24 protein-coding genes are annotated in these 25710 nt (G+C 68.1%); 17 read left to right on the forward strand and 7 right to left on the reverse strand.

Translation table 11 applies throughout. The features are described 5' to 3' along the window. Positions 1-152: 152 nt before the first annotated feature. From hemL to ccsB, 6 genes are all read left to right on the forward strand, one after another. On the forward strand, positions 153-1490 hold the full coding sequence (hemL, locus tag AB0H49_RS14610) for a glutamate-1-semialdehyde 2,1-aminomutase (protein WP_354998881.1): 1338 nt from the start codon (positions 153-155) through the stop codon (positions 1488-1490). A gap of 560 nt (positions 1491-2050) precedes the next feature. Continuing rightward, on the forward strand, positions 2051-2668 hold the full coding sequence (locus AB0H49_RS14615) for a histidine phosphatase family protein (protein ID WP_067792212.1): 618 nt from the start codon (positions 2051-2053) through the stop codon (positions 2666-2668). Further along, complete coding sequence (locus tag AB0H49_RS14620; RefSeq protein WP_354998882.1) at positions 2665-3321, forward strand: TlpA disulfide reductase family protein; 657 nt, start codon at positions 2665-2667, stop codon at positions 3319-3321. Before AB0H49_RS14615 ends, AB0H49_RS14620 begins: the two co-directional genes overlap by 4 nt. 28 nt (positions 3322-3349) lie before the next feature. After that, the gene (locus tag AB0H49_RS14625; protein ID WP_354998883.1) at positions 3350-4174 is read left to right on the forward strand and encodes a cytochrome c biogenesis CcdA family protein; all 825 of its coding nucleotides are present in this window, start codon (positions 3350-3352) and stop codon (positions 4172-4174) included. Continuing rightward, complete coding sequence (locus AB0H49_RS14630) at positions 4171-5835, forward strand: cytochrome c biogenesis protein ResB (RefSeq protein ID WP_357251348.1); 1665 nt, start codon at positions 4171-4173, stop codon at positions 5833-5835. The genes AB0H49_RS14625 and AB0H49_RS14630 overlap by 4 nt, the downstream gene beginning before the upstream one ends. A 2-nt stretch (positions 5836-5837) precedes the next feature. Then, complete coding sequence (gene ccsB / locus AB0H49_RS14635; RefSeq protein ID WP_357251536.1) at positions 5838-6803, forward strand: c-type cytochrome biogenesis protein CcsB; 966 nt, start codon at positions 5838-5840, stop codon at positions 6801-6803. A 29-nt stretch (positions 6804-6832) separates the two neighbouring features. Here the strand turns inward: ccsB and AB0H49_RS14640 are convergent, their stop codons facing one another. Continuing rightward, positions 6833-7150, reverse strand: coding sequence for a tyrosine-type recombinase/integrase (locus tag AB0H49_RS14640; RefSeq protein ID WP_357251351.1), 318 nt, complete (start codon positions 7148-7150; stop codon positions 6833-6835). 897 nt (positions 7151-8047) lie between these two features. Between AB0H49_RS14640 and AB0H49_RS14645 the strand changes: the two genes are divergently transcribed. The 4 genes from AB0H49_RS14645 to AB0H49_RS14660 all read left to right on the forward strand — a co-directional run bounded on the left by AB0H49_RS14645 (position 8048) and on the right by AB0H49_RS14660 (position 11700). Then, positions 8048-8578, forward strand: a complete 531-nt coding sequence (locus AB0H49_RS14645) for a hypothetical protein (protein WP_357251354.1) — start codon at positions 8048-8050, stop codon at positions 8576-8578. Between the two features lie 680 nt (positions 8579-9258). Further along, positions 9259-9918: a hypothetical protein gene (locus AB0H49_RS14650; RefSeq protein WP_354998888.1), complete on the forward strand. Its 660-nt coding sequence runs from the start codon at positions 9259-9261 to the stop codon at positions 9916-9918. A 339-nt stretch (positions 9919-10257) separates the two neighbouring features. After that, complete coding sequence (gene purN / locus AB0H49_RS14655) at positions 10258-10866, forward strand: phosphoribosylglycinamide formyltransferase (protein WP_357251357.1); 609 nt, start codon at positions 10258-10260, stop codon at positions 10864-10866. A gap of 120 nt (positions 10867-10986) precedes the next feature. Then, positions 10987-11700 carry a hypothetical protein gene (locus AB0H49_RS14660; protein WP_357251360.1) on the forward strand — a complete coding sequence of 238 codons (714 nt, stop codon included), beginning with the start codon at positions 10987-10989 and terminating at the stop codon, positions 11698-11700. A 158-nt stretch (positions 11701-11858) separates the two neighbouring features. Here AB0H49_RS14660 and AB0H49_RS14665 read toward each other — a convergent pair whose 3' ends face one another. After that, a complete protein-coding gene (locus AB0H49_RS14665) occupies positions 11859-12059 on the reverse strand; it encodes a hypothetical protein (protein WP_354998891.1) in 201 nt (66 codons plus the stop codon). A 117-nt stretch (positions 12060-12176) separates the two neighbouring features. Beyond that, a complete protein-coding gene (locus tag AB0H49_RS14670; protein ID WP_067792165.1) occupies positions 12177-12389 on the reverse strand; it encodes a BldC family transcriptional regulator in 213 nt (70 codons plus the stop codon). A gap of 184 nt (positions 12390-12573) precedes the next feature. Here AB0H49_RS14670 and AB0H49_RS14675 point away from each other — a divergent pair, with 184 nt between their 5' ends. Together AB0H49_RS14675 and AB0H49_RS14680 are read left to right on the forward strand one after the other, a co-directional pair. Next, positions 12574-12921, forward strand: coding sequence for a DUF4229 domain-containing protein (locus tag AB0H49_RS14675; protein WP_354998892.1), 348 nt, complete (start codon positions 12574-12576; stop codon positions 12919-12921). Continuing rightward, positions 12918-14003, forward strand: a complete 1086-nt coding sequence (locus AB0H49_RS14680; RefSeq protein WP_357251364.1) for a PLP-dependent cysteine synthase family protein — start codon at positions 12918-12920, stop codon at positions 14001-14003. The genes AB0H49_RS14675 and AB0H49_RS14680 overlap by 4 nt, the downstream gene beginning before the upstream one ends. 45 nt (positions 14004-14048) lie before the next feature. On the opposite strand, the gene AB0H49_RS14685 is transcribed toward AB0H49_RS14680, so the two are convergent. Further along, positions 14049-16655 carry a tyrosinase family protein gene (locus AB0H49_RS14685; RefSeq protein WP_357251367.1) on the reverse strand — a complete coding sequence of 869 codons (2607 nt, stop codon included), beginning with the start codon at positions 16653-16655 and terminating at the stop codon, positions 14049-14051. Positions 16656-16900: 245 nt separating this feature from the next. On the opposite strand from AB0H49_RS14685, the gene AB0H49_RS14690 reads away from it, so the two are divergent. Genes AB0H49_RS14690 through AB0H49_RS14700 form a run of 3 tightly spaced genes read left to right on the forward strand, consistent with a single transcriptional unit; the run spans position 16901 to position 18149 of the window. Beyond that, positions 16901-17119 (forward strand): hypothetical protein, encoded by a 219-nt coding sequence (locus AB0H49_RS14690; protein ID WP_067792172.1) that lies wholly within the window; start codon positions 16901-16903, stop codon positions 17117-17119. Further along, positions 17119-17697 carry a Clp protease N-terminal domain-containing protein gene (locus AB0H49_RS14695; protein WP_357251371.1) on the forward strand — a complete coding sequence of 193 codons (579 nt, stop codon included), beginning with the start codon at positions 17119-17121 and terminating at the stop codon, positions 17695-17697. The genes AB0H49_RS14690 and AB0H49_RS14695 overlap by 1 nt, the downstream gene beginning before the upstream one ends. A 59-nt stretch (positions 17698-17756) precedes the next feature. Then, entirely contained in the window at positions 17757-18149 is a 393-nt protein-coding gene (locus AB0H49_RS14700) for a phage holin family protein (protein WP_354998895.1), read from the forward strand. A gap of 62 nt (positions 18150-18211) precedes the next feature. On the opposite strand, the gene AB0H49_RS14705 is transcribed toward AB0H49_RS14700, so the two are convergent. Both AB0H49_RS14705 and AB0H49_RS14710 read right to left on the reverse strand, forming a co-directional pair. After that, positions 18212-19174: an NAD(P)-dependent alcohol dehydrogenase gene (locus AB0H49_RS14705; RefSeq protein ID WP_357251539.1), complete on the reverse strand. Its 963-nt coding sequence runs from the start codon at positions 19172-19174 to the stop codon at positions 18212-18214. 40 nt (positions 19175-19214) lie between these two features. Then, positions 19215-20372, reverse strand: a complete 1158-nt coding sequence (locus AB0H49_RS14710) for an oxidoreductase (protein WP_357251375.1) — start codon at positions 20370-20372, stop codon at positions 19215-19217. 58 nt (positions 20373-20430) lie between these two features. Here AB0H49_RS14710 and AB0H49_RS14715 point away from each other — a divergent pair, with 58 nt between their 5' ends. Then, positions 20431-21411, forward strand: a complete 981-nt coding sequence (locus tag AB0H49_RS14715; RefSeq protein ID WP_357251378.1) for an ATP-binding cassette domain-containing protein — start codon at positions 20431-20433, stop codon at positions 21409-21411. Further along, positions 21408-22244 carry an ABC transporter permease gene (locus tag AB0H49_RS14720; protein ID WP_357251381.1) on the forward strand — a complete coding sequence of 279 codons (837 nt, stop codon included), beginning with the start codon at positions 21408-21410 and terminating at the stop codon, positions 22242-22244. The genes AB0H49_RS14715 and AB0H49_RS14720 overlap by 4 nt, the downstream gene beginning before the upstream one ends. A gap of 99 nt (positions 22245-22343) precedes the next feature. Here AB0H49_RS14720 and AB0H49_RS14725 read toward each other — a convergent pair whose 3' ends face one another. Then, positions 22344-25673 (reverse strand): BTAD domain-containing putative transcriptional regulator, encoded by a 3330-nt coding sequence (locus AB0H49_RS14725; RefSeq protein ID WP_357251384.1) that lies wholly within the window; start codon positions 25671-25673, stop codon positions 22344-22346. Positions 25674-25710 lie beyond the last annotated feature (37 nt).

The following is a 25710-nucleotide window of genomic DNA, read 5'->3' on the forward strand; positions in this document are numbered from 1 at the left end:
GGTAGCTGCTGCGACGACCAATCGAGATTACGGACGAGTCGCCCGATATCGCCGCAAACGCCCGCCCGGCGTGTTGTCCCGGATTGCGGCGCGCGTCACTCTCCTACACCCTGTCGTCGACCGGGTTCGCCGGGGCTGCGACACTGGAGGCCGTGAGTTCTTCTCCGCGCGTGACCAGGGCATCGGTGCCGGTTTCCGCTCAGCTCTTCGACCGGGCGAGTTCGGTGATCCCCGGCGGTGTCAACTCGCCGGTGCGGGCGTTCAAGTCGGTCGGCGGCACGCCGCGGTTCATCGCGTCCGCGAACGGATACACGCTCACCGACGCCGACGGCAACGACTACGTCGACCTGGTGTGCTCCTGGGGCCCGATGATTCTCGGGCACGCTCATCCCGCGGTGGTCGAGGCCGTGCAGCGGGCCGCGGTCGGCGGCTTGTCCTTCGGCGCGCCGACCGCCGCCGAGATCGAACTCGCCGAGTTGATCGTCGAGCGCGTCGCGCCGGTCGAACGGGTGCGGTTGGTGAACTCCGGTACCGAGGCCACCATGAGCGCGGTGCGCCTGGCGCGCGGCTACACGGGCCGCACCAAGATCATCAAGTTCAGCGGCTGCTACCACGGCCACGTCGACGCGCTGCTCGCCGACGCGGGCTCCGGCGTCGCGACACTCGGCCTGCCCACCTCGCCCGGCGTCACGGGCGCGCAGGCGAGCGACACCATCGTGCTTCCGTACAACGACCTCGAGGCGGTGGCGGCGGCCTTCGCGGCGCACCCCGGTCAGATCGCCTGCGTGATCACCGAGGCCGCCGCGGGCAACATGGGCGCGGTCGCGCCGCTGCCCGGTTTCAACGAAGGGCTGCGCGCGCTGACCGCCGAGCACGGCGCGCTGCTGATCATGGACGAGGTCATGACCGGGTTCCGGGTCAGCCGCTCCGGCTGGTTCGGCCGCGACGGCGTCACGGGTGATCTCTACACCTTCGGCAAGGTGATGAGCGGTGGTCTGCCCGCCGCCGCGTTCGGCGGACGCGCCGAGGTGATGAACCAGCTCGCTCCGCTCGGCCCCGTCTACCAGGCGGGCACGCTCTCGGGTAACCCCGTCGCCGTCGCCGCGGGTCTCGCCACGCTGCGCGCCGCCGACGACGCGGTCTACGCCGCGCTGGATCGCAACGCCGAACGGCTCGGCGGGCTGCTCGCCGAGGCGCTCGGCGCGGCAGGGGTCGAGCACCAGGTCCAGTTCGCGGGCAATATGGTGAGCGTGTTCTTCTCCGACCGTCCGGTCACCGACTACGCCACCGCCAAGGCCAGCCAGACCTGGCGTTTCCCAGCCTTCTTCCATGCGCTGCTGGACGGCGGCGTGTACGCGCCGCCGAGCGCGTTCGAGGCGTGGTTCGTCTCCGCGGCGCTCGACGAGGACGCATTCGACCGAATCGCCGCAGCTCTGCCCGCCGCCGCGAACGCGGCCGCGGCCGCAACCCCCGAAGGATCCCGCGCGTGAGTTCCGACCACGACCAGCCCGGCGCCGCCCGCCGCGAACTACCGAACAACCCAGACGAAACGACCGACGTCCCCCCGAACGTCGACTCGCCCTTCAGTGAGGCCGAGGCCGTCGGCGCGCTCACCGAGGCCGACATCGCCGAGGAAGCCGCCGCCCGCGCCGCGGCATCGGCGGCCGCCGCGGCCGAGCCCGTCTCGCCGGTCGACGAGGTCGTCGCGGATGCGCCCGCTTCGACCGAAGGTGACGCCGCCGCTGAGACCGACGAGCCTTCCGGTGCCGAGTCTCGGACCGAGATCGACGAACTGGCCGCCGCCGACGCCGCCGCCGAGGCCGAGAGCGCTGCCGCTGACGTGAACGCAGCCACCGGAGTCGAGAACGCCGACGCCACCGACTCCGCATCCGAGCTGCCCACGACCGCAAACACCGCCGACGCGACCGCTACCCAAGCGGTCGCCGACGAGCCGCCCGCCGTCGCCAAGGACTCCGAAACCACCGCGCGCGTCACCACCAAGCCCCGCTCCGCCGAACCCGAGTTCGAGGCAGGCCCCGACGTCGAGACCATCGTGCATGTCCTGCGGCACGGCGAGGTGCACAACCCGAAGGGCATCCTTTACGGCCGCCTGCCCGGCTTCAGCCTGTCCGTCGCAGGTCGGGCGCAGGCGGGCGCGGTCGCGCGGGCGCTGTCCGATCACGACATCGCCGTGGTCATCGCCTCCCCGCTGCAGCGCGCGCAGGAGACCGCGGCGCCGATCGCCGAACAGCACGGCGTGCTCGTGCGCACCGACGAGAACCTCATCGAGGCGGGCAACACCTTCGAGGGTCTGCGCGTGTCCGTCGGCGACGGCGCGCTGCGCAAGCCGCGGCACTGGTGGAAGCTGCGCGACCCGTTCACCCCGTCCTGGGGCGAGCCGTACCTGCAGATCGCCCACCGGATGCTCGCGGCCGTGAACAAGGCTCGAGTCGAGGCGGCCGGGCGCGAGGCGGTGCTCGTCTCGCACCAGCTGCCGGTCTGGACGCTGCGCCGCTTCCTGCAGGGCCAGCGGCTCTGGCACGACCCGCGCACCAGGCAGTGCTCGCTCGCCTCGCTGACCTCGCTGGTCTACCAGGGCGACACGCTGGTCGACATCGTCTACTCCGAGCCCGCGGGCGGTTCGGATCCCACGGTGCACGGCGCATGATCCGCTCCACCGCGTCATTCGCGACAACCCGGCCCGCCTCCGCACGGAAGCTGGCCGGGCGGGTCGTGCCGGTGCTCCTCGCGTGCGTGGCCTTGGTCGCCGCGCTCGCCGGCTGCTCGACCGGATCGGACGCGGTGGCCACCGGCGGCACCTTCCAATTCGTCTCGCCCGGCGGCAAGACCGACATCTTCTACAACCCGCCCGCCGCGCGGGGCACCATCGGCGAGCTGTCCGGCCCGGATCTGATGACCGAGGGGAAGACGATCTCGGTCGCCGACTTCCCCGGCAAGGTGGTCGTGATCAACCTGTGGGGCCAGTGGTGTGGGCCGTGTCGCGCGGAGGCGCCCGCGCTGGAGCAGGTCTACGAGGCCACCAAGGACAAGGGCGTCGCCTTCCTCGGCATCAACGTCCGCGATCCGCAGCGAGACAAGGCGCAGGACTTCGTCACCGACAACAAGGTCGGCTACCCGTCCATCTACGACCCGTCCATGCGCACCCTGCTCGCGCTCGGCGGCAACTTCCCGACCAGCGTCATCCCGACCACTCTCGTCCTGGACCGGCAGCACCGCGTCGCGGCCGTCTACCTGCGGTCGCTGATCGCGGACGACCTGCGGCCGATCATCGAGACACTCGCCGGGGAGGCCCAGCAGTGACGCGTTGTGTGACCTCGCGGTGCGTGCGGTGACGGTGCTCGCGAGCGTGGGAGATTCGTTCCAGCAGACGGCGGCGACCGGGCCGCTGCTGCTGGCGCTCGGTGCGTGCCTGCTCGCCGGGCTGGTGTCGTTCGCTTCACCGTGCGTCGTTCCGCTGGTGCCCGGCTACCTGTCGTACCTGGCGGGTTTGGTCGGCGCCGAGGCTCCGCCCGCGACCGCCGAATCCGCGAAGAGCCAGTCGGCGGTCGCGGTGGCCCAGCGCGGCGCGAAGCTGCGTGTCGCCGGTGCGGCCGGACTGTTCGTCGCCGGGTTCACCGTGGTCTTCGTGCTCGCGACGGCCACCGTGTTCGGCGTGATCCAAACCCTCAACGTGAATCGCGAACTGCTGCAACGCGTCGGCGGCGTGGTCACGATTCTGATGGGTCTGGTGTTCGTCGGTCTGGTGCCCGCGCTGCAGCGCGATACCAGGATGGAGCCGCGCCGCCTGACCAGCCTCGTCGGCGCACCGCTGCTCGGCGGCGTCTTCGCGCTCGGCTGGACGCCGTGCCTCGGACCGACGCTGTCCGGCGTGATGGCGGTGGCCGCGGGCACCGAGGGCACCACCGCCGTGCGCGGCGTGGCGCTCATCGTCGCCTACTGCCTCGGGCTCGGTCTGCCGTTCGTGATCCTGGCCTTCGGCTCGGCAGGCGCGCTGCGCGGTGTCGGCTGGCTGCGCCGCAATTCGCGAACCATCCAGATCGTCGGCGGCATCCTGCTCATGGCCGTCGGCGTCGCGCTGGTCACGGGGGCGTGGGATCAGTTCGTGGCCTGGGTGCGCGACGCGTTCGTCTCCGAGGTGACCCTGCCGATATGACCGTGACCGACCATCCGGTGACCGAATCGCCCCGTCCGCCCCGCCAGTCGCTGTTGGGCCGCGCCTGGGCGCTCGTGCGCAACACCTGGCGCGGGCTCACCAGCATGCGCACCGCGCTGGTGCTGCTGTTCCTGCTGGCCTTGGCCGCGATCCCGGGCGCCCTGCTGCCGCAGCGGAACCTGAACGAGCAGAAGGTCAGGGAGTACATCGCCGACCGTCCGACGCTCGGACCGTGGATGGACCGGTTCGAGCTGTTCGACGTGTTCTCCAGCTTCTGGTTCACGGCCGTCTACGTGCTGCTGTTCGTCTCGCTGGTCGGCTGCATCCTGCCGCGCACCTTCGATCACTACAAGGCGTTGCGGACCCCGCCGGTCCGCGCGCCGCGCAACCTCGCCCGGTTGCCGCACCACTATTCGGGCGAGTCGACGAACAGCCCCGAGGCGTTGATCGAGCACGCGCGCGCCCAGCTGCGCGGCTGGCGCACCGAGGTGCGGCCGGGCGACCGCGAGGGCGAACTCACTCTCTCCGGTGAGAAGGGCTACACCCGCGAATTCGGCAACCTGGTGTTCCACCTGGCGCTGGTCTGCCTGCTGGTGGCCATCGCGGTCGGCAAGTTGTTCGGTTACGAGGGCACCGTCATCGTGATCGCCAACAACGGTCCCGGTTTCTGCACCACCTCGCCCGCGGTGTTCGACTCCTTCCGCGCGGGCAACGTCAACGACGGCACCGGCATGACGCCGATCTGCGTGCGCGTCAAGGATTTCCAGGCCGATTACCTGCGCACCGGTCAGGCCGAGATGTTCACCTCGAACATCAGCTACCAGGCCGGATCGGATCTGACGACCGACACCTGGCGCGACGCCACCCTCCAGGTCAACCATCCGCTGCGCGTCGAAGGCGACCGTCTCTACCTGCAAGGCCACGGTTACGCGCCGACCTTCACGGTCACCTTCCCGGACGGCCAGACCAGGACCGAGACCATCCAGTGGCGGCCCGACGACGCGCAGACCTTCCTGTCCAGCGGTGTGCTGCGCATCGACCCGCCCGGCGGCCTGTACGCCACCGACGAGGAGCGCCGCAAGAACCAGATCGCCATCGAGGGCCTGTTCGCGCCGACCGCCATGCTGCACGGCAACTTGCTCACCTCGGTGTTCCCGAGCATGGACGACCCGGCCGTCGCGGTGGACATCTACCGCGGCGACACCGGCCTCGACACCGGACGCTCGCAGGATCTGTTCTCGCTGGACCAGGAGATGGTGCGGCAGGGACGGCTGACCAAGGAAGCGCGAGTCAACCTGCGCCCCGGCGAGTCGGCGACGCTGCCCAACGGCACCAAGGTGACCTTCGACGGCGCGCAGGAATTCGTGAACCTGCAGGTCTCGCACGACCCGGCGCAGCAGTGGGTGCTGGTGAGCGCGCTGGCCATGATGGCGGGCTTGCTGGTGTCGCTGCTGGTGAAGCGGCGGCGGATCTGGGTGCGGGTCTACCCGGCCGATGAGTCTGCCGGTACCGTTGACCAACGACGCACTGTAGTAGAGATGGGCGGGCTCGCCAGAACCGATCAGGCGGGCTGGGGCGGCGAGTTCGACCGGCTCCGCGCGCGCCTGCTGGACGCTGGGGGCGACGACGTGAAGACCGACCGCGCAAGCACGGGAGAGTGACCATGCCGATCGACGAGACCCTCGCCGGGTACAGCAACCTCGCCTTCAAGTCGGCGTTCGTCATCTACGTGCTCGCGCTCGGCCTGCTGATCGCGCAGTACGCGTCGGTGCAGACGCGCAAGGCCGAGGCGCGCGAACTCGTCACCGTCGGCGGCGGAGCGGGCCCCGGCGTCCCCGGCAAGGTGGCGCCGCCGCCGCGCCGCTCGCGCGCCGAACAGTTCGGCAACATGGCGTTCGCCGTGCTGCTCGTCGGCATCTTCTCGCATTTGGCCTCGATCGTGTTGCGCGGCTTCGCGACCCACCGCTTCCCGCTCGGCAACATGTACGAGTTCATCACGATGGCGTGCGCGGCGGCGCTGATCGTCGGGCTCGGATTCCTGTACGAGCAGAGGTTCCGCGCCATGTGGGTGTTCCTGCTCGCGCCGGTGCTCGTCCTGATGTTCCTGGCCGGACAGGTGCTCTACGCCGACGCCGCTCCGGTGGTGCCCGCGCTGAAGTCGTTCTGGCTGCCCATCCACGTCACCGTGGTGAGCGTCGGCAGCGGCATCTTCCTGCTCTCCGGCGTCGCGAGCCTGCTCTTCCTGTACCGGATCCGCCAGCCCGAGGGCCAGGAGTCCGACAACCTCCTCGGCAAGATCGCCCGCAGGCTGCCCGACGCCCGCGCCCTCGACCGCCTCGCCTACAAGACCACCATCATCGGCTTCCCGCTCTTCGGCGCGGGCGTCATCCTCGGCGCTGTCTGGGCCGAAGCCGCCTGGGGCCGCTTCTGGGGCTGGGACCCCAAGGAAACCTGCTCCTTCATCGCCTGGGTCCTCTACGCCGCCTACCTGCACGCCCGCGCCACCTCCGGCTGGCGCGACACCAAAGCGGCCTGGATCAACGTCGCCGGTTTCGTCGCGATGCTGTTCAACCTCTTCATCATCAACATCGTGATCAGCGGTCTGCACAGCTATGCAGGGTTGAACTGATAGTCGAGAATCCGTCTCTGAACTGCGCTTTAGCGCTCGGCACCTGAATCGTTCGGCACGGACGAGTCCGACTCGGTACGCAGCGGGTACGCAGAAGATTCGAGGTGAGCCCGAAACACGTCGCCGACGGTGTTCCGGGTGGACTTGTCGGCGTCCGGCCACAAGTGGGCGTAGTACCGCAACGTGGTGATCGCGCTGCCGTGCCGAACCCGCGCCTGCACGGTCTTGATGTCGGCGCCATGGCGGATCAGCAACGAGGCGTAGTAGTGCCGCAGGTCTTGGAAGCTGAACTCGGCGGGAAGCCCCGGCACCTGATCTTTGACCTGACGCAGGTTCCAGCTGATCACCCACGGCGATGCCGATTTGCCGAGTTCATCGCAGACGACGTTCCGGCCTCGCGGACCTTCAGCGCGGTGAGCGCAAGCACCGCAACATGCCAGGCGGATTCTGGATTGCGTCGGAAAACCCTGATGCCGCAGACGAAGCGGTAGCGGCATCAGTAGATCTCGCCCGAGTCAGTTGGGTTGTCGTAGCGACGGACGGTGTTTCCGACGCGCTGGATGCCGCGAACGAATCGTGGGAATCGCTATCGGCGACCGAGGCGGATGGTCTCGATGCCGCTCTCGCGCGGCTGCATCAATGGGAAGCGGAGGCAGATCCAGCTGGAATCGCCCGACCGCGGTCAAAATGCCACGACGACAAAACAGTCGCAGTCATCAGATTCCGTTGACCGACGGGTCGCTCGGTTGATGCACCCAACGATCCGAGCGCGCTAGCTCGGCCTGCTGTGGGCTCCACTGAACCAGTGAATCGGCTTGGAATGCCCGAACAGTGCCTGAACAGTGCCCGAACGAGGATGTCCGATCTTCGTCCGAACGGAAACCTCATCTGATCTGCGCCTTCGGCGCAGGAACCAAGTTGGGTAGGTGGTCGGGTTTGTCAGAAAGTAACTGTGAGTGAAGAAGCAAGAAGAGAAGACCCCCAATAGATAGGGCAGGTGGGGGAGTGGTTTGCGTAGAGGAGCGCCCGTTGCATATCGACGAGCTTGGGTGATGGAGTGCGCGAGGCGCGGCGGCTGCGGTGCGGGACGCGGTTTGCGAGTCGGGCGGTGTGCAGTGCGGCGGCGGGAGTTGCCGCCTAAGAGGTGACCACAAAGAATAGGTTGGGCATCACCAAGCACTTCGGCACCACTCGTTCGTTACGCTCAACGCAGACCCCGCCCATCGACATGCGAGGTGCGCTGTATGAATGACTCGGTCGAGAAGGTGGTTCTTATCCTTCTGCCCGTGCTCGTAGGTGGTTTGGTGGCTATCGCGCCAACCCTGCTTGTGGAGCGAGTTCGGCACAGGACGACCATTCAAACCCGCTGGGACACGGTGCTCCAAGTCGCGTGCGGTGAGTTCGCGGCTACGGCTCACCGCTTGCTGCGCCTGAGTGCCCGGATCGCGGCCGAAGATACCAGCGACGAGCTGAGAACCACTCTCATTGGTGAGATCTACGACGAGCATGCTCGACTACGCACCCTCATGGAGCAGATTTGGCTCGTATCCGGATCTGACCTGCAGAAAGCCTCACGGATGGTCGTCAAGCATGCAGCCGCGGTCCGGGAGTTTGCGATCTCGGGGACCGATCCAAATAGCGAACAATTCAGTTCGTCACCGGCCGAACGTTTCAGCGACGGGATCGCAAGATTCTTTCGATCGGCACGAGCCGAGTTGCGAGTTCGTGAGCCTGATGACCTCGCGCCGCGCGATCCACCCAGAGGCGGATACTGAGCTGGCACCTTGGGCTCTGGGAGGCGAGAGGTGAACAGCGGCGGAATACGCAGAGAGTACGCAGCAGTGGTCATGATGTCCATCGTCACCAACATGCACATCAACTAAATCCGCTGGTAGACAGCGTGGTCACCGCTGGCCCTCACCCACGAATGTCGGGAACGCAGTTCATCATCAACATCGTCATTTCCGGCCTGCACTCGTACGCCGGTTTGAACTGACCGGAATCGCCTAGCGCCCGTCGGAAGACGGGCACTATCGGCGTGCTCTCAGGCCGACCGAAATGACTGGAATCGGCGTGATCTGGGCAGTGGCTGATCCGGTTTCGCGCGGGCTGCTGGAAGCTGCCGAGATGTGCGGGTGGACGGTGAACGCACTGGGTGTCAGCGACCTGCTCACCCTTGCGGTGGTTCGTCTGGACCAGCGGAAACGCGGGAGATGGCGGCGGTCGCCGGATATCGCGGCAGCGGCGGTGACGGAATGCGCTCGGAAATTGCCGGGAATGCGCGCGACTCCCAAAAACCTTGCCCCCCAATCGGTTCCCTATTGTTCACAATCTCACAAGAGTTGCCTCGCCGATCTTGGAACGGCTACCAATAGGGCGTTCACATCGCACGACACGACGTTCGATTCGTCCACGTGGGGGGTGGGTCGGGGGTTGGGAGGGAGAAATGATTTCAATGTTGCACAACGCTGCACTGCGGGTCGGTCGGAAGGCGCTCATCGGTGCGCTGCCGCTGGTCGTGGCGACCACGTTCGCGGGCGCCGGAGCCGCGTCGGCCGACAATCACGCCGATCAGCAGGCGCGGTTGGCCGCGGCGATCTCGACGTCGGGCACGGCGGGGGAGCTGGGCTACCGCACCACCGTGGCGCCGGATCTGAGCACCGTCTCCGCCACGCTGGACGCGGGGACGTTCCAGCTCGGTGAGTCCTCGATCAAGGTCGTGGACAAGGCGGGTGCGGCGGTCAGCGAGCTTCCGCTCGAGCTGGCCACGCCGTCCGGCACCAAGATCGAGCTGGACGCCGCGGTTTCCGAAGACGGCCACACCCTGTCGGTGAAGACCCCCGAGGTCTCGGCCGCGACGGGCGCCGAGCTGAAGGACATCGCGACCAACCCGCACGCGCAGTACCCGGACCCGGTCCAGAACGGTGCGGCCGCGGGCGCGGGCGTCGGTGCGGTCCTCGCCCTGATCACCTGCGTCCCGACCCTGGCGATCTTCGTCGTCGGCTACGCGCTGTGCGCGGTGGTCGGCGTGGTGACCACCGGCGTCATGGGCGCCATCATCGGCGCGCTCGTCGGTACGGCCATGCCCGACGTGATCCCGCAGGTCCTGCCCTGACAACCAGCGACTGACCTGCTGAACTGAAATCCGAGAAAGGCACTGCGGCGGACAAAATCCGCCCCAGTGCCTTTCTTCTTGTGTCGATGGAGCGAAAACCGCACTGGACCTCATGCGCGTCCCATGAGGAACTCCTCCAGCTGGCCGAAGCCGTGGCCGACGATCAGGTTCCGGCTGCGACCGCGTTGCTGCGTCAGCTCGTTCAGAAGTCCGGACGGCGCAGGTTCCACAGCGCGGGCGTCGCCTTCCGCGGAACCCGAGCTGGGGGAGCGGGCGAAGGGGATCGTTCGGGAGGAGCTCGTCGTCTAGTGACGGTGTGCGCTGTGCGAGACTGCGGATATGGCGAGGGTTCGGGTTGCGGTGTTGGCGTCGGGCAGGGGATCGAATTTGCGGGCGCTGCACGAGGCTTCGCTCGAGGGGGACGCGCGGTTCGCGGTGAGTCTGGTGATCGGGAACAACGGTGGGTCCGGGGCGTTGGCGTATGCGCGGGAGGTCGGGATTCCGGCGGTGCACCTGTCCGGGCGCACGCATCCGGATCCGGACGAATTGGATGAGGCGATGCGGGCGGCGCTCGTCGCGCACGGTACCGGGCTGGTCGTGACGGCGGGCTATATGAAGAAGCTCGGGCCGCGGACGCGCCGGGAGTTCGACTCGCGCATCATCAACGTCCATCCGGCGCTGCTGCCGCGGCACGGCGGAAAAGGCATGTACGGCAACGCTGTACACGAGGCCGTGCTCGCCGCGGGTGACCAGGTGTCGGGCGCGACGGTGCACTTCGTGACCGAGGAGTACGACACGGGCGCGATCATCGCGCAGAGCGAAGTGCCGGTGCTGCCGGACGACACGGCCGAGTCGCTTGCCGAGCGAGTATTGGCCGCCGAACATCTGCTGCTTCCGACCGTTGTGCAGATCATCGCGACTCGCAACGCCGCACCCGCCGAACTCTGACAGTCCACGCGGCGCGGACCTGACCGCGAGCCTCGAATCGCCCCGCGACACATGGCTTCTCGGGCAACGCGCGTGTCACGACGACCGAAGAATCAACTCCGCTGTGGCAGGATCGGCCGGGTGAGTGGGGAGAACGCCTTGGGGGCGGAACAGTCTTGGCCCGATCGGTGGCGATGGGACGAGAAGCGGGAGCGGGACTACCGACGACGCGGCTGGGCGGGCGTTCGGGTGGAGGACATCGAGCACGACGGCCTGCGGGAATCGGGGCTGCTTCTGGCATTCGGAAAGACGCACAAAATCGTCGGCGTGCTGGCGGCGATTCTGGGCATGGTTCTGCTCGCGGCCGCCGGAGGGAACGCGGTAGCCGCGGTCGTCGAGCGCACCTGGGTCGGCCTGGGTGCTTTGGTGGTCGTCGGCCCGCTGGGCGTGGTGGCGCTGCTGTCGGCGTACCTGATTCTGCGCGGACGCCGCGGGGTGGTCCCCGGAGTGCTCGTCACGCCGACCCGAATCCTGCACCGCGACAACGCGGGCGACGTCGTCGCGATTCCTTGGCACGACGTCTCCGCAATCGAGCCGCGAATCCTGAAGCAGGGCGGAAGCCGCTACGCGAACCTCATCGCGATCGAAGCGCACCCGACCGCACCGGTCTGGGAGTCCGTCAACCCGACCCTCCGGCGGCTGGCGCGCAGGCGCGACGATTCCGCCCTCTTGAAGGTGCAGGACAACGCTCTGCTGATGAACCCGCTGATCGCGTACCACCTGCTGCGGCACTATCTGGCGAACCCCGAGCAGCGTCGGGATATCTGCCACGCAGCACCGGTCGATCAGCCCTGACACCGCACATCCTGCGAACCCCGCGCGTTTCCGGATGGCGGCGGCAGGCGAGCAGAGCCGTGACCATGCGCCGAAGCGCGACGGTGGGGGGCCCGTTGTCTCGGGGGGTGAACAAGGCAACCGGGCGCGCGACTACCGCCCCCTCGGCACCGACCAGTTCAGCGCTCGGTGGTGCCGTCGCTGTCGGGATGCTCCTGCCGCGAGATCCGCCAGAGGAACTCGGGATCGTCGTCGGGTCCGAGAATCCGCTTCCGCTGGGGTGAACGTGGATTCAGTCCACTCTCCCGCACGGGGCCGAACGCCTTCCAGCACAACACCGCGACAGCCACTATGGCGATGAGTGCCAACAGGTACGTCACGTTCGCTCACCTCCTGCTATCGAGGGTAGCCGCGCGCGACGTCGGAGCACACCGCGGAGACGAAATACCTCGACATGACCGGGCGCGGGCATCGACGCCCGCGCCTCGGTCGGTCGTTCAGCGGGTGGGGGTTGCTTCCGTGGTCAGCGACTTCAGCAGCTGGAGAACCTCGGATTCCCGGAATCGGCGGTGCCCGCCCGGAGTGCGCAGCGAGCCGAGGCGCCCGGCGTGGGCCCAGCGGGTGACGGTCTTCGGGTCGACGTGGAACAGGGCAGCCACTTGGCCGGGTGTCAGCAGAGTGTCCTGGCCGCCGACGGTGATCGCAGTCATAGCAAACCTCTCCGTTCTCGACAGTTCCCTCATCAGATGAGCGCCATCGTTGCACCCCGACCCCTAGGTACGCGAACCACCTACAGTTGGTAAAGGCGAAGTAATGGACAAAACGGATCGTCGTCCGGCCTCGGGAACGGGTGTGGGCCGAGGGCGGGCAACAGCTTCGCATACGCTGGTTCTCGTGAGCGACTCCCCTCGTCCGGACGGTGCATCGTCCCAGTCCACCGCGCGTCCCGGCCGCAGACTGGCCGTGAACCTGGCGCTGTACACCCTGGCCAGGCTGGCGCTGGTCGCGGCGATCACCGCGCTGATCTGGCTGGCCGCTGACCTGATCTCGGTGGAGATCCCGATCGTCGTCGCGGCGCTGTTCGCGCTGATCATCGCGATGCCGCTGTCGCTGACGCTGTTCAAGAAGCTGCGCGCCAAGGTCAACGAGGACATCGCGGTGGTCGACGAGAAACGCCGCAGGGACAAGGCGCAGCTGCGCGCGCGCCTACGGGGTGAGGACGGGCCCGAGGCGGGCAAGTGAAGTACTGCGATCGCAGCACCCCGCGCGACTGGGTCGACAACGCGGTGCGGCTGATCGACGCCGACGCGCAACGCTCCGCCGACACGCATCTGCTTCGTTACCCGTTGCCGGTCGAGTGGAACATCCAGCTCTACCTCAAGGACGAGTCCACCCACATCACCGGCAGCCTCAAGCACCGCCTGGCCCGCTCGCTGTTCCTCTACGCGATCTGCAACGGCTGGGTTACCGAGGGAACCACGGTGGTAGAGGCGTCCTCCGGTTCGACCGCGGTGAGCGAGGCCTATTTCGCCAAGCTGCTCGGGCTGGATTTCGTCGCGGTGATGCCCGCGAGCACGTCGCCGCAGAAGATCGCGCTGATCGAAGCGCAGGGCGGCCGTTGCCATTTCGTGCAGCGCCCGCCGGACATGTACACCGAGGCGGCGCGCCTGGCCGCCGAATGCGGTGGCCACTACATGGACCAGTTCACCCACGCCGAGCGCGCCACCGACTGGCGCGGCAACAACAACATCGCCGAATCCATCTTCGAGCAGATGATCCTGGAAACGCACCCCGTGCCCGAGTGGATCGTGGCGGGCGCGGGCACCGGCGGCACCAGCGCCACCATCGGCCGCTACATCCGCTACCGCAGGCACGCCACCAAGCTCGCCGTGGTCGATCCGGAGAACTCCGCCTTCTACGGCGGCTACGAGACCGGCGACGCGGGATATCAGACGGGCATGCCCTCGCGGATCGAGGGCATCGGCCGCCCGCGGGTGGAGCCCTCCTTCGTCGGGCAGGTGGTGGACCGGATGATCGAGGTTCCCGACGTCGCCTCCATCGCCGCCATGCGGCATGGCAGCCGGGTGCTCGGCCGCCGCGTCGGCGGGTCGACCGGCACCAATCTGTGGGGCGTGTTCCATCTGATCGCGGAGATGCTCGCCTCGGGACGCAGCGGCAGCGTGGTCACTCTGCTGTGTGATGGTGGGGATCGTTACGCGGGAACGTATTTCGACGACGAGTGGGTCACCGCGCAGGGCATGAGCCTGGCCGAGCCGACCGCCGTCCTCGATGAGTTCCATGCCACCGGTATCTGGAACGGTTAGGCGCGGTGGGCGACCCGGCTTGTGCGCCGCGGATACCGGGTCGGGTCATCGATGACGTTGCTTGACGCAGCCGCACAGGCGGCCAACCACCCTCGCGATCAGTGCGCACGGGTCGCAGTCCGTAGTCGGCGGCGGCTGAGGTAGCGAATCACCTCGGTTCCACACGCCGAGCGTCCTCAACTCTTCCCGGGTGAACGGTTCTCCGCGCAGAGTGCTGCCTTTCGCGCGGACGAGGACTCGATACACGCCGACGTTCAGCGCCTCCGTGTCGCCGCCGTAGACGCCGTCGCCGTTCCCGCGCAAGCGGAGGGTGCTGTTCGATCCGTCGGGTCGGGTGAGGACTGCCTCGACCACCGCGGCGTGTCCGAGCGGGATGCCCGCATCGCTAAGGGTCGCGGTGATCGTCGCGTGGGATCCCGGTCGCCGTGATGTCCGAGCTACCGCGATGTCCAACCGGAGTGCGCTGCGGGCCTGCACGCTCAGCGTGAACGGCAGACCGTGCGCCAGCGCCGTCTCCAGCCATCGATCGAGATCGGTACTCCTGACCTTCAGATGCGCCCTCCAGCGGCCTGCGCCCGCCGTCGGCCTGCCTGGGACGGGAACGATTCCGCGCAGGACCGTGTGGCTGACATCGCGGACCTCGACCGCGCCGTTGGTGCCGTCCACGATCGATCCATCGGGAGCCTCCAAGCTCAGTTCGATGGCCCTGGCCGCAGGGCTCAGGAGAATGACATCGGTTCGGACGTCGGACGCGGTCACATCGTAGGGAACGACGGCTTCACCGTCGATCGGGACGAAGCCAGCCGGATCGACGATGATCGTTCCATTGGTCACGCCCGCGAGCACCTGGGCGAAGTACTTTTGCAGCAGAGTCTGATCGTCCGGCCCTGGATTACCGGTGAGTAGCAGATAACCCCCGGTTCCGCTGACCAGATCATCGAGCGCGCCGGGATTCAGCTCATCGGCGGTGCCGAGGCCGATCGCGAAGATGCGCTCGCCAAGCAGATCTCCGACCTCCGATATCCGCTTCGACGCGGTCTCGTGGCCGTCGGTGAACACGACCATGGCCTTGCGCGGTATCGATGCGGGCGTTCCCGAGAGCTGTGCGGACGCGGCCTCGACACCGTCACCGATCGCCGTCAGACCTGCGGGATCGGTAGAGTGGGCAGCGATCTTGTCGAGCGCCTCGTTGCGGCCTGCCCCGCCGATCTGTGGACCAGCGACCTGGATCGTTCCCTCGGCTATCGCGTCCGTGTCGAAGCGAACGATGCCGATCCCATCGTCGTCATCGAGCAAGTGCACGTACAACGGTGCCGCGGTCTTCAGGATTTCGAGCCGACTCTGCCCCGGTATCCCGGAGGGTTCGTCCATGCTCCCAGAGCGGTCCAGTACGAGCGATGTCGCGACGGTCGGCCGTGCGATGACCGTCGCTTGGATCGACACCGTGAAGCTGTCTCCCGACTCCGGCACCGTGACCTGTAGTGATCCGGTCGCGCTCGATCCAGCTGGTCCGGGCGCGAAGATGACCCACACCAACACGTCCTCGACTCCGAAGGCGTCGACGTCGGGTGAACGCACGACCGCCGAGGAAAGGGTGAACGCGGGATCCCCGCCGAGGATGGCATTGCATGTGACGGTTCGGCATCCGCGAACCCGCAACCGCAGCGCTCGTGCTGTCGGTAGCTCCTCGAACACGTCGACGAAACGTATCGGCTGGCCCGGAATCGGGGCCACCTGCTCCACGGTCAGCGGCAGGGTGTCGTAGCACGGTGGCGCTACGACCGACGGGTGCCTGCAGTTCTTGACCTCGATCTCGGAGGAATCACCCGTCCACGGCGGAATCGCGGCACCGAATTCCACCGTGCCGTCCCACGGCTGAAGACTGTGCAGAACCCCCGTGCTGTTACTGGTGTTCGACTGATCGCCGTACACCAGGTCGGGATCGAGGCGCCAGTCCTGACCGGAAGCGGTCTGCCACATAGCCCAGAGCCGGTCGACGTTCGAGTGGATGAGGAAGACGAACGGATCCTCGAACGCGGTGTGCGCAAAGCCGATGTTGCTGCCCGCGCCGAAGAAGGTGTGCGCGGTGTTGTGCGAACCCTCCAGCGTGACACGGAACTGTGCCCACTGTTGATCCTGCGGCGCTCCGTCGGCGCCCGTGATGATCGTGCTGTCCGCCGCGACTCCGGGCGCGCCCAGGGCGCAGTCGCGGCGGATCACCTGTGGTGGATCCGCCGGGTTCCCGGTGTCACCGCGGCTCCCCGCCTCCACATCGTTGTTGTGCAGCGAACCGAGCGTTCCGGCGACGATACCGCCGGCCGTTCCCATCTCGGCGTCCGTCATCAGATCTTGCGGCGCGCCCGCAGCGTTCGGTGTCGCCCGCGGGTCTGTCGTCCAGTCCCAGTAGTGCAGCGCGATGTCGGGATCGACCTGCTGAAGGAGCCGCTCGAATCGGTTGCACAGCTCGCGATGCCAGGGGATGAACGAGTTGCCGCCGTGGTTATGGGTGCTCTGGTGGATCTGATCCTGCTTGTCCCAGTAGGACACCCCGTCGCTGTAGGTGCGCAGATCGATCTGGCGCACTACGTCGGCGAAATGTTCGCGCTCCGCGGCGGTCAGATGCGCAAGGTTTCGGCGTACCGGTCGAGCCATTCCCGATCCTCCTCTCGCGGGCAAGGCGTGGAGTACGACCGCGACTCGCTCGACGGCGCGGGCACGGTCCTCGGCGCCCGAACCACATCGTGACACCGTGCATGTGCGAGGTCGTGAGTACCGCACTACTCGATTCCCCCGATTCGAGGGTCTCGGCGTCCGCACCGCGAGCGCGCGACCCGGACAAGGGCGACTGTGTCAATTTTTGTTGACACATGCCCCTTGTGTCAATCAAAATTGACGACATGACTGAGGCAACCACCCTGGCGGCCGCCGCGGGCAGTCCCGACCCCAAGGTCGGGCTGCGCGCCGTGCTCGCGCTGCGTCGGCTGCTCGAACGGCTGGAGGCGATCCAGGTGACCAACGCCCGCGCGCAGGGCTGGTCCTGGCAGGCGATCGCCGACGCGCTCGAGGTCAGCAAGCAGGCGGTCCACCAGAAGTACAACCGGAAAGGCAGGGGCTGATGTTCGAACGGTTCAGCAGGGCGGCGCGGACGGCCGTGGTGATCGCGCAGGAAGACGCCCGCGAGCTGCGGTCGCCGAACATCGAGGTCGAGCACGTGCTGCTCGGTTTGCTCGCGCAGGGCGAACCGGAGCTCAAGGCGCTGCTCGCCGATGCCGGGCTCACCCACGAGAGTGCGTTGAACGCGTTGAACGCGAAGGGGCGCGGCGAGCCGCTCGGCCCCGAGGACGCGGAGGCGCTGCGCTCGATCGGCATCGACCTTGACGCGGTCCGCGAATCACTGGAGGCGGGCTTCGGCGCGGACGCGCTGGACCGGCCGATCCCGGAGGAGCGGCGCGGCTTCTTCGGGCGTTCCCGGTGGAGCGGCAACCACATCCCGTTCACCAAGGACGCCAAGAAGGTGCTCGAGCTCTCGTTGCGAGAAGCCTTGGCGCGCAAGGACAAGAGCATCGAGTCGGGGCACGTGCTGCTCGGCATCCTGCGCGCGCCGAATCAGACCACCGTCGGCCTGTTCGGCGGTTCCGGTCCGATCCAGGACCTGCGACCGAAGGTGCACGCGCTGCTCGACCGGGCCGCCTGAGGCGTCGTGAAACCGGTTTCTCCCCAGCGGCGGCCGGTGCGCGCACTTAGCATGTGCGCATGCAGCTTGTGCTTCGGTTGATCATCAACGCGGTCGCCATCTGGTTGGCCGCCGCCTGGGTGAGCGGTATCGACATCCTCAGCCCCGAGGAGAACGGCACCGCGGGGAAGGTCGTCGTCGCGCTCGTCATCGCGGCCATCTTCACGGTGGTGAACGCGTTGGTGAAGCCGCTGGTGAAGTTGCTCTCGCTGCCGCTGATCATGCTGACCCTCGGCCTGTTCCTGCTGCTGATCAACGCCCTGATGCTCTGGCTCACCGCGGAGATCACCGAACTCGCCGAGAATGCCGATTTCGGCCTACAGGTCAACGGATTCTGGGCCGCGGTGCTCGGCGGCATCATCATCTCGCTGGTGAACTGGGTACTCGGCGTCCTCGTCCCCGACAACGACTGATCCCGCGACCCGATGTCTCGGCACCAAGCGCACTACGCAAAGGCGCTGTGCTGGGCCGGATCTCAGGGCTCCAGGATCAGCTTGCCGGTCATCCGGCTGGTCCGGCTGAGCCGGTGCGCCTCCTCGGCGCTGGTGAGCGGCAGCTTCTGAGCGACGGCTACCCGCAATTCGCCTGCGGCGACCGCGGCCACCAGTGGTTCCAGTCGCTCGCCGGTGGGCTTGCCCAGGATGGTTTTGGACTTGAACGGCGACACCAGCATTTGCACAACGGCGGCGGGGCTGTCGCCGGCCACCATGATGTGGCGCCCGCGTGCGGACAGGAGTGCTCGGCAGTCGGCGCCGGAGTAGCTGCCCACGCAGTCGACGACTAGGTGGAAGGGTGCGTGCGCCCTGGCTTGGGCGAGCGCATCGCCCTGGGTGTAGTCGAGGACCACGTCGGCCCCGAGACCGGCGACCATCTCCACGTTCTTCGTCGAGCAGACACCGGCAACGAAGGCGCCCTCCGATTCGGCGAGCTGCACCGCCAGCTGACCTACGCCACCGGAGGCGCCCAGCACCAGCACTCGGCGGTCGGCGGGCCGCACCTCGCGGATGCGGCCCAGGTCGATCACCGCCATCCGGGCGGTGACGCCGCTGATGGGCAGGGCGGCGGCCTCGGCGATGTCCACCGAATCGGGGACATGGCAGAGCTGGTCCTCGCGGACCAGCACCGTGTCGGCATAGGAGCCGCGCTGGCCGCGCGAGAAGTTGGTGCCGCCCACCACACGATCGCCCGGGACGGCCCGCGTCACGCCCGGGCCGACGGCCTCGACCACCCCCGCGAAGTCCACCCCCACCACGACCGGTGGCTTCGGTCCCAGCAGGCGGGCCGCCAGCCTCAGGGGACCGTAGCTACGCATCTTCCAGTCGACCGGATTGACCCCGATGGCTTGGACCCGCACCCGGACCTCGTGCTTACGCGGCTCGGGTGTGGGCAGTTCCAGGAGTTCCAGCGGCTCTCCGGCCTTCCAGGTTCGCTGCGCCATGGCTTTCACGCCAACGAGCGTAGGGAATCCCCCGTGAGAGTCACCTACTCGCCGAGGTGGACACGTCGATCGGCACTCCGGTCTCACGCTCGGAGACCTCCCACAGCTTGGCGATGGCGCCGCTCATGCCGATTTTGCGGAGGATCGGTTTGCGCACAGGCGGCCCGTTGTTGACGAACAGCGGACCATAGAACTCACCGCCGTTCGCGGCCGGGTCCGTCGCGGCGCGCAGCTGCGGCAGCGCCCCGTCGGGCGCGGACATACCGGTGTGCACAGCGGCCCAGCGACTGAACCGCTGCGTCGCGCCGCCACCGGATTCCTGCACGCTGACTGCTTGGAGGTTGGTGTTCGACAGGCCCGGGTGCGCGATGAGGCTCGCCGCGCCCACGCCAGCCCGCTCGAACTCGCGCTGTAGTCCCAGGCCGAAATGAAAGTTCGCGAGCTTGGCCTGGCCATACGCGCGCCACGGCCCGTACCGACCTTCGAGGTGCGGATTGGCCGGATCTACGGCGCGGCCCATGTGATGGGCCGTGCTCGTCACGGTCACGACCCGAGCGTGCGCGCCGCGCAGCAGCGCGGGCATCAGCAGCGCGGTCAGGGTCCAATGCCCCAGATGGTCTACACCGAACTGCATCTCGAAACCGTCGACGGTCTTCGCCTCGCCGGTCGCCATCACTCCCGCGTTGTTGATCAGCAGGTCGATGCGCGGATGTGCGCCGAGGATCTGTTCGCTCGCCGTGTGGACGGATGCCTGCGCGGAGAGATCGAGCGCCACCAGCTCGAGGGAGGCGTCCGGCGTCGTCGCGCGGATGCTTTCGATCGCGGTCGCGGCCTTGTTCTGATTGCGCACAGCCATCACGACATGCGCGCCCTTCGCCGCCAGTTGCCGGGCCGTCTCCAGCCCGAGCCCACTGTTGGCCCCGGTCACCACCGCTTTCCGGCCGCGCTGATCAGGGATGTCGGTTGTATTCCAGAACATCGCGAACCTCCTGGCCGAAGAGTTCGTTCGGCAACGAAATCTACCAAAACGAGCTCGGGAGAAGTCGGCTTCGAGCGGAGAGGTCATCGATGCGCCGCGGGATCGGCCGCATCGTTCGTCTCGAGCCGCGGCCGGCGAATCGTCACCAGCCCCGGCTGGCCGTGGGCAATTGGCAGGTGCCGATGAGGCGCGGATGAAAGCCGTGGTGACGTGCTGCAAGAGTGCGCGCAATAGTGGTGCAAGGGTGGTGCAAGGGTGGGGCGAAAGAGTTCGGGGTATGAAATCTTTCGCACCACATGCGGCGCTCGCTGTCGAGGCGGACGCTCTGGTCAAGGTGTTCGGGGAGCAGCGGGCCGTGGACGGGGTGAGCCTGGCGGTGCCGCAGGGCTCGGTGTACGGGGTCCTCGGGCCGAACGGCGCGGGCAAGACCACGACCATCCGGATGCTCTCGACGCTGCTGCGGCCCGACGGCGGACGGGCCAGGATCTTCGGCCACGACGTGGTCGCCGAGCCGACCGCGGTCCGGTCGCTGCTCGGGCTCACCGGCCAGTACGCCTCGGTCGATGAGGATCTGACCGCCACCGAGAACCTGTTCGTCTTCTCTCGCCTGCTCGGCCTGAGCCGGGCCGAATCCCGGCGTAGGGCAGGCGAACTGCTCGAGGAGTTCGACCTCACCGCGGCGGCGGACAAGCCGCTGAAGAACTTCTCCGGCGGTATGCGCCGCCGCCTCGACCTCGCGGCCAGCCTGATCGCCACCCCGCCGCTGCTGTTCCTCGACGAACCCACCACCGGCCTCGATCCGCGCACCCGCGCGCAGATGTGGGACACCATCCGCCGTCTGGTCCGCGAGGGCGCGACGGTCCTGCTGACCACCCAGTACCTGGACGAGGCCGATCAGCTGGCCGACCGGATCGCCGTGATCGACCGCGGCAGGGTGATCGCCGACGGCACCGCCGACGAACTCAAGGCCTCCGTCGGCGGCTCTTCGCTGCATCTGACGCTGGTCGATCGGGACCAGCTCGCCGAAGCTCGCCGCATCGTCGGCGATTTCCTCGGCGTCGACGCCCAGATCACCCCGGAGGCAGGCCGTCTCACCGCGCCGCTCCCGGACGCGAGCGTCACCACCGACCTGCTGATCCGGCTGCGCGAATGGGAAGTCGCGATCGATGAGATCACGGTGAGCAAGCCGAGCCTGGACGAGGTCTTCCTGACCATCACCGGCCACCCGGCCGACGACGACGAACGGAGCGCGGCATGACGACACTGACCGCACCACCGACCGACCGCACCGCAGCGCCGATCCGGATCCCCGAGGCGCACAACCGAATCGGCATCCGCCAGACGGTGTCCACCTCGCTGACCATGGCCTACCGCGGCATCCTCAAGATCAAGCACAAGCCCGAGCAGCTGTTCGACGTGACCGTCCAGCCGATCCTGTTCACGGCGCTGTTCACCTACATCTTCGGCGGCGCCATCGCGGGCAACGTGCACGACTACCTGCCGATTCTGATCCCGGGCATCCTGGTGCAGACCGTGGTGCTCACCTCCGTGGTGACCGGCACCCAGTTGCGCGAGGACATGGACAAGGGCGTCTTCGACCGCTTCAAATCCCTTCCGATCGCGCGCATCTCGGCGCTGGCCGGTGCGCTGATCGCCGACATGGTGCGCTACGGGATCGCCACCGTGCTCACCGTGATCGTAGGCCTGTGCCTGGGTTACCGTCCCGGCGGCGGGGTGCTCGGCGTGCTGGTCGCCACGGTGGTCATCGTGCTGTGCTCGTTCGCGATCAGCTGGATCTGGGCGCTGGTCGGCGTCACCGGCAAGAGCGCTGCCTCGGTGCAGGGCATTTCGATGATGGTGATGTTCCCGCTGACCTTCATGTCCGGCGCGTTCGCCTTGGTGAGCACGATGCCGGGCTGGATGCAGGCGATCAATCACGCGAACCCGGTGTACTACATGGTGAACGCGGCCCGAGAGTTGATGAACGGCAATGTGTACAGCAGCAACCTGGCGTGGTCGTTGGTCGGCTCGGTGGTGGTGATCGCGATCTTCGCGCCGCTGACGGTCAAGGCGTACATGCGCAGGGCATGATCGACGCCCGCGGGCCGGAACTCCTCGAAAGGGGTTCCGGCCCTTGTACCTACCTCCGCCTTCGCTGCGATGCGCGGTTCGCGGACCGACTTGTGACTTCTAAGCGTCCAGCGTTTCGCTGAACTCTCGCAGCAGCGCGATAATCCGTGCGGCTCCGATCCTGCGGCGCATTCCGGCGGCCGAGCCGAGGGCGGCGCTCAATCGCTCCGCGCCGACCCGCGGCTTGTGCAGGTCCAGGTGTCGTTGCACCACGATCGACGGATAATCCTGTCGGGCAACGACCTTCGCGGAGAGCGCGAGCAGTTCGATGCCGAGGTCGGAGCCCGGATCGATGGCGAGTAGATACGAGCCGACCCCGCAGGCCACCGCGCCGATCTGCGGCAAGTCGTAGAGCTGGGCGAGACGGCACGCCGCGCCCGCGGCCAATTCGGCGGTGAGCTCCGTCGCGGCGTCGACACGTCTGTGGAGCACGTGCGCGGCGACCATGGCGCCGGCCAACATCAGCCCGCCGGGTCCAGGCGTCAGCTCGTCCTCGGGCCAGCCCAACAATTCGAGCGACCGCCGGTAGTACCGCATGCCGGAATCGATATCGCCTTCGGCGAGCGCGAGTTCCGCGACTCCGGCCGACACCGTGGCCAGCCGGTGATTGCGCCGGACGTTCGGATCGTCGAGCGGCGCGAGATAGGCCGGATCGTCGGAAGATCCGAGCGCGAAGGACAATTCCACGCGCGCCTGATCCACCCGGCCGATGCCGATCAGCGCGACCGCGAGGTAGCTGCGAATCTCCACGATCTCCTCGTGCGCGCGCAGGGTGCGCAGCGCTTCGACGGCACGGCGGTAATAGTTCACCGACTCCGCGTAGCGTGCCCTCTGACCGCCGAGTTGACCGAGGTGCTGGCAGACCATCGCCGTGCCCCACAGATCGGCGGGCTCGACAAGCCGCAATGCGCCGAGCGCGTCGCGTGCCGACCCGTGCACGTCGCCCGCGTTCTCCCGGATGTTCGCCCGCGCGATGAGGGCAGCCGTCCGTACGTCGGGATCGGGCGAACGCGCGCCTTCGGCGAGCTTGCGTGCCACACCCTTTCCCGAGACGTCCGCGACGAGCAGGTCGCCGAGGAGGCGCAGCCCGGGATTCATGTCCACCGCGGTACCAAGCAGCGCGCGGGCCCGCGCGCGCACCGCCGCCAGCGGGCGCAGGCTGGAGTTCAGGTAGATCATGTGCAGCCCGATCACCACGCCCGCCAGCATCCGTAGATCCGCGACGACACCGCGCGCGGGTCCTGGTTCGGGCGTGAGGCGCAACACGCGCGGCGCCCACGACGTCAACTCCAGGTGCGCACCGCGAATCATCCACAGCATCGCGGCGACCGGAAACACCCGATACACCGTCGCGGAATCGCCCCGGTCCAGCGCGTACCGCAGCACGGCGGTGAGATTGTCCAGTTCGGCGGCGACCGACAGCACCGTGCTCACCTGCTCGTCGGTGCGGTAGCGCCGGGCGGCCGTCACCGCGTATTCGGACGCCCAGTGCGACATGCGCCGCATCACCAGCTCGCCCTCGTCCACGGCGGTCAGCTGTTCCTCGCCGAATTCCCGGACGGTCTCCAGCATGCGATAGCGCGTGCCGTCCTCGTCCTCGAGCACGGTGAGCAGCGACTGGCCGACCAGACCGTCCACCGCGGCCGCCACGTCGCCAACGTCCGGCCCGCCCGCCACAGCCTCAGCGGCGGCGAGCGTGAAACCCGCTGGGAATCGGCACATTCGGCGCAGCGTCGCCTGCTGCGGCGGATCCAGCAGGTTCCAGCTCCACGCGATCACCGCGTGCAGCGTGCGGTGGCGTTCCGGTGAGGAGCGGTCACCACCGCGCAGCAGCGCGAACCGGTGCTCCAACCGGGATTCGATCTCTTCCACACTCATGGTTCGAGCGCGAGCCGCGGCCAATTCGATGGCCAGCGGCAGGCCGTCGAGCATCGCGCACAGCCTGGCGACGGCGTCCGGATCCAAGCGAACCGTCGGACGCACCGCGCGGGCCCGCGCGCTGAACAGGTCGGTGGCGGGCGAGCCCGCGGCGTCGATGGCCAAGGGCGCCAGGGGATAGACGCTCTCGGCGCTGATGGCCAGCGGGGCGCGGCTGGTGGTCAGTACCGTCAGCTGCTCGCAGCCGCCGATCAAGTCGGCGACGACCTCGGCCACGGCATCGATGAGATGTTCGCAGTTGTCCAGGATCAGTAGCATCGGTCGGGCCGGCAGCGCCTCGCGCAGTCGCTGACCGGCGTCGATTCGTCCTGGCCGCAACAGTCCCGGCTCGCGCACCACCTCGCCGATACCGAGCGTCGTACTGATCGCGGACTCGATGTCGGCGCGCGCGTCCGCGACAGAGGTCGACCGCACCGAGGCGAGTTCGACGAGCACCACGGATCCGTGCCGCGCCACCCTGGCCCCGATTGCATTGGCCACCCGCGTCTTTCCGGTGCCGCCCGTTCCGAGGACGGTGACCACGCGGGCGGCGCGCAGCAGTTCGACCAGTGCGTCGAGATCGGTGTCCCTGCCCAGCAGTGCGTTCGGCGCGGCGCGCAAGCCGATCGCCTCGCGCGGCGTGTCGGCGCGGAGCTGCGTATGGGTCGCGATCGTTTTCGGTGCCCGGAGCACGGCAGCGACGGAATCGCCCGCACCGTCCGACCCGATCGCGGCCGGACCGCCGAGGACCGCACCGCGCAGGATGGCGGTGTTCAACTCGACCAGCGCCCGGCCAGGATCGGCGCCGAGCTGATCGGCCAGGCGGGTGCGGAAAGCCGCGAAAGATTCCAGCGCCTCGTTCGACCGATCGGCCCTTGCCAGCAGACGCATGAGGTTCAGCTGGGCGGATTCGTCGAAAGGTTCGGCGGCGCAGCGGCGGTGCGCGAGGTCCAATGCGCCGCGAATGTCGCCGCCGGATTCGCGCGCGGTCAGTTCGATCGCGTCCAGTTCGGTCGCCAGCGAACCCGCGGTCCGGCGTAGTTCCTCCGCGAGTTCGCGTGGGGCCAGATCCGCAGCGGGCTCGCCGCGCCACAGCTCTCGTGCCGTGCGCACGGAATCGAGGCAGGCGGCGAAGTCCGCGGCCGCGAGCGCACGGCGGGCGCGGGTCAGTAATTCGCCGCCGAGCGTCAGGTCGACTTGTTCCGGCGCGAAGGTGAGGCGGTAGCCCGCGGGGCCGATCTCCAGCGCGCCGTCGGGCAGCGCCGAGCGCAGCCGGGAGACCTGGGTGTGCAGCGCGTTCATCGGCGAACGCGGCGGCTGCTCGGCCCACACGTCCTCGATCAGCGCCGGTGCGCTGCGGCTGCGGCCCGGTCGCAGCGCGAGCGCGGTGAGCAGCAGGCGGGAGCGGGTGCCGGGTACGGGTGTGAGCGCGTCCTCGCGGCGCAGGGCGACCTCGCCGAGGAGGGCCACCACGACCGATGCGCCGCTTGGCGTAGCGAGGGGATTCGGG

The organism is Nocardia sp. NPDC050713 (assembly GCF_040654315.1).
Taxonomy (GTDB): domain Bacteria; phylum Actinomycetota; class Actinomycetes; order Mycobacteriales; family Mycobacteriaceae; genus Nocardia.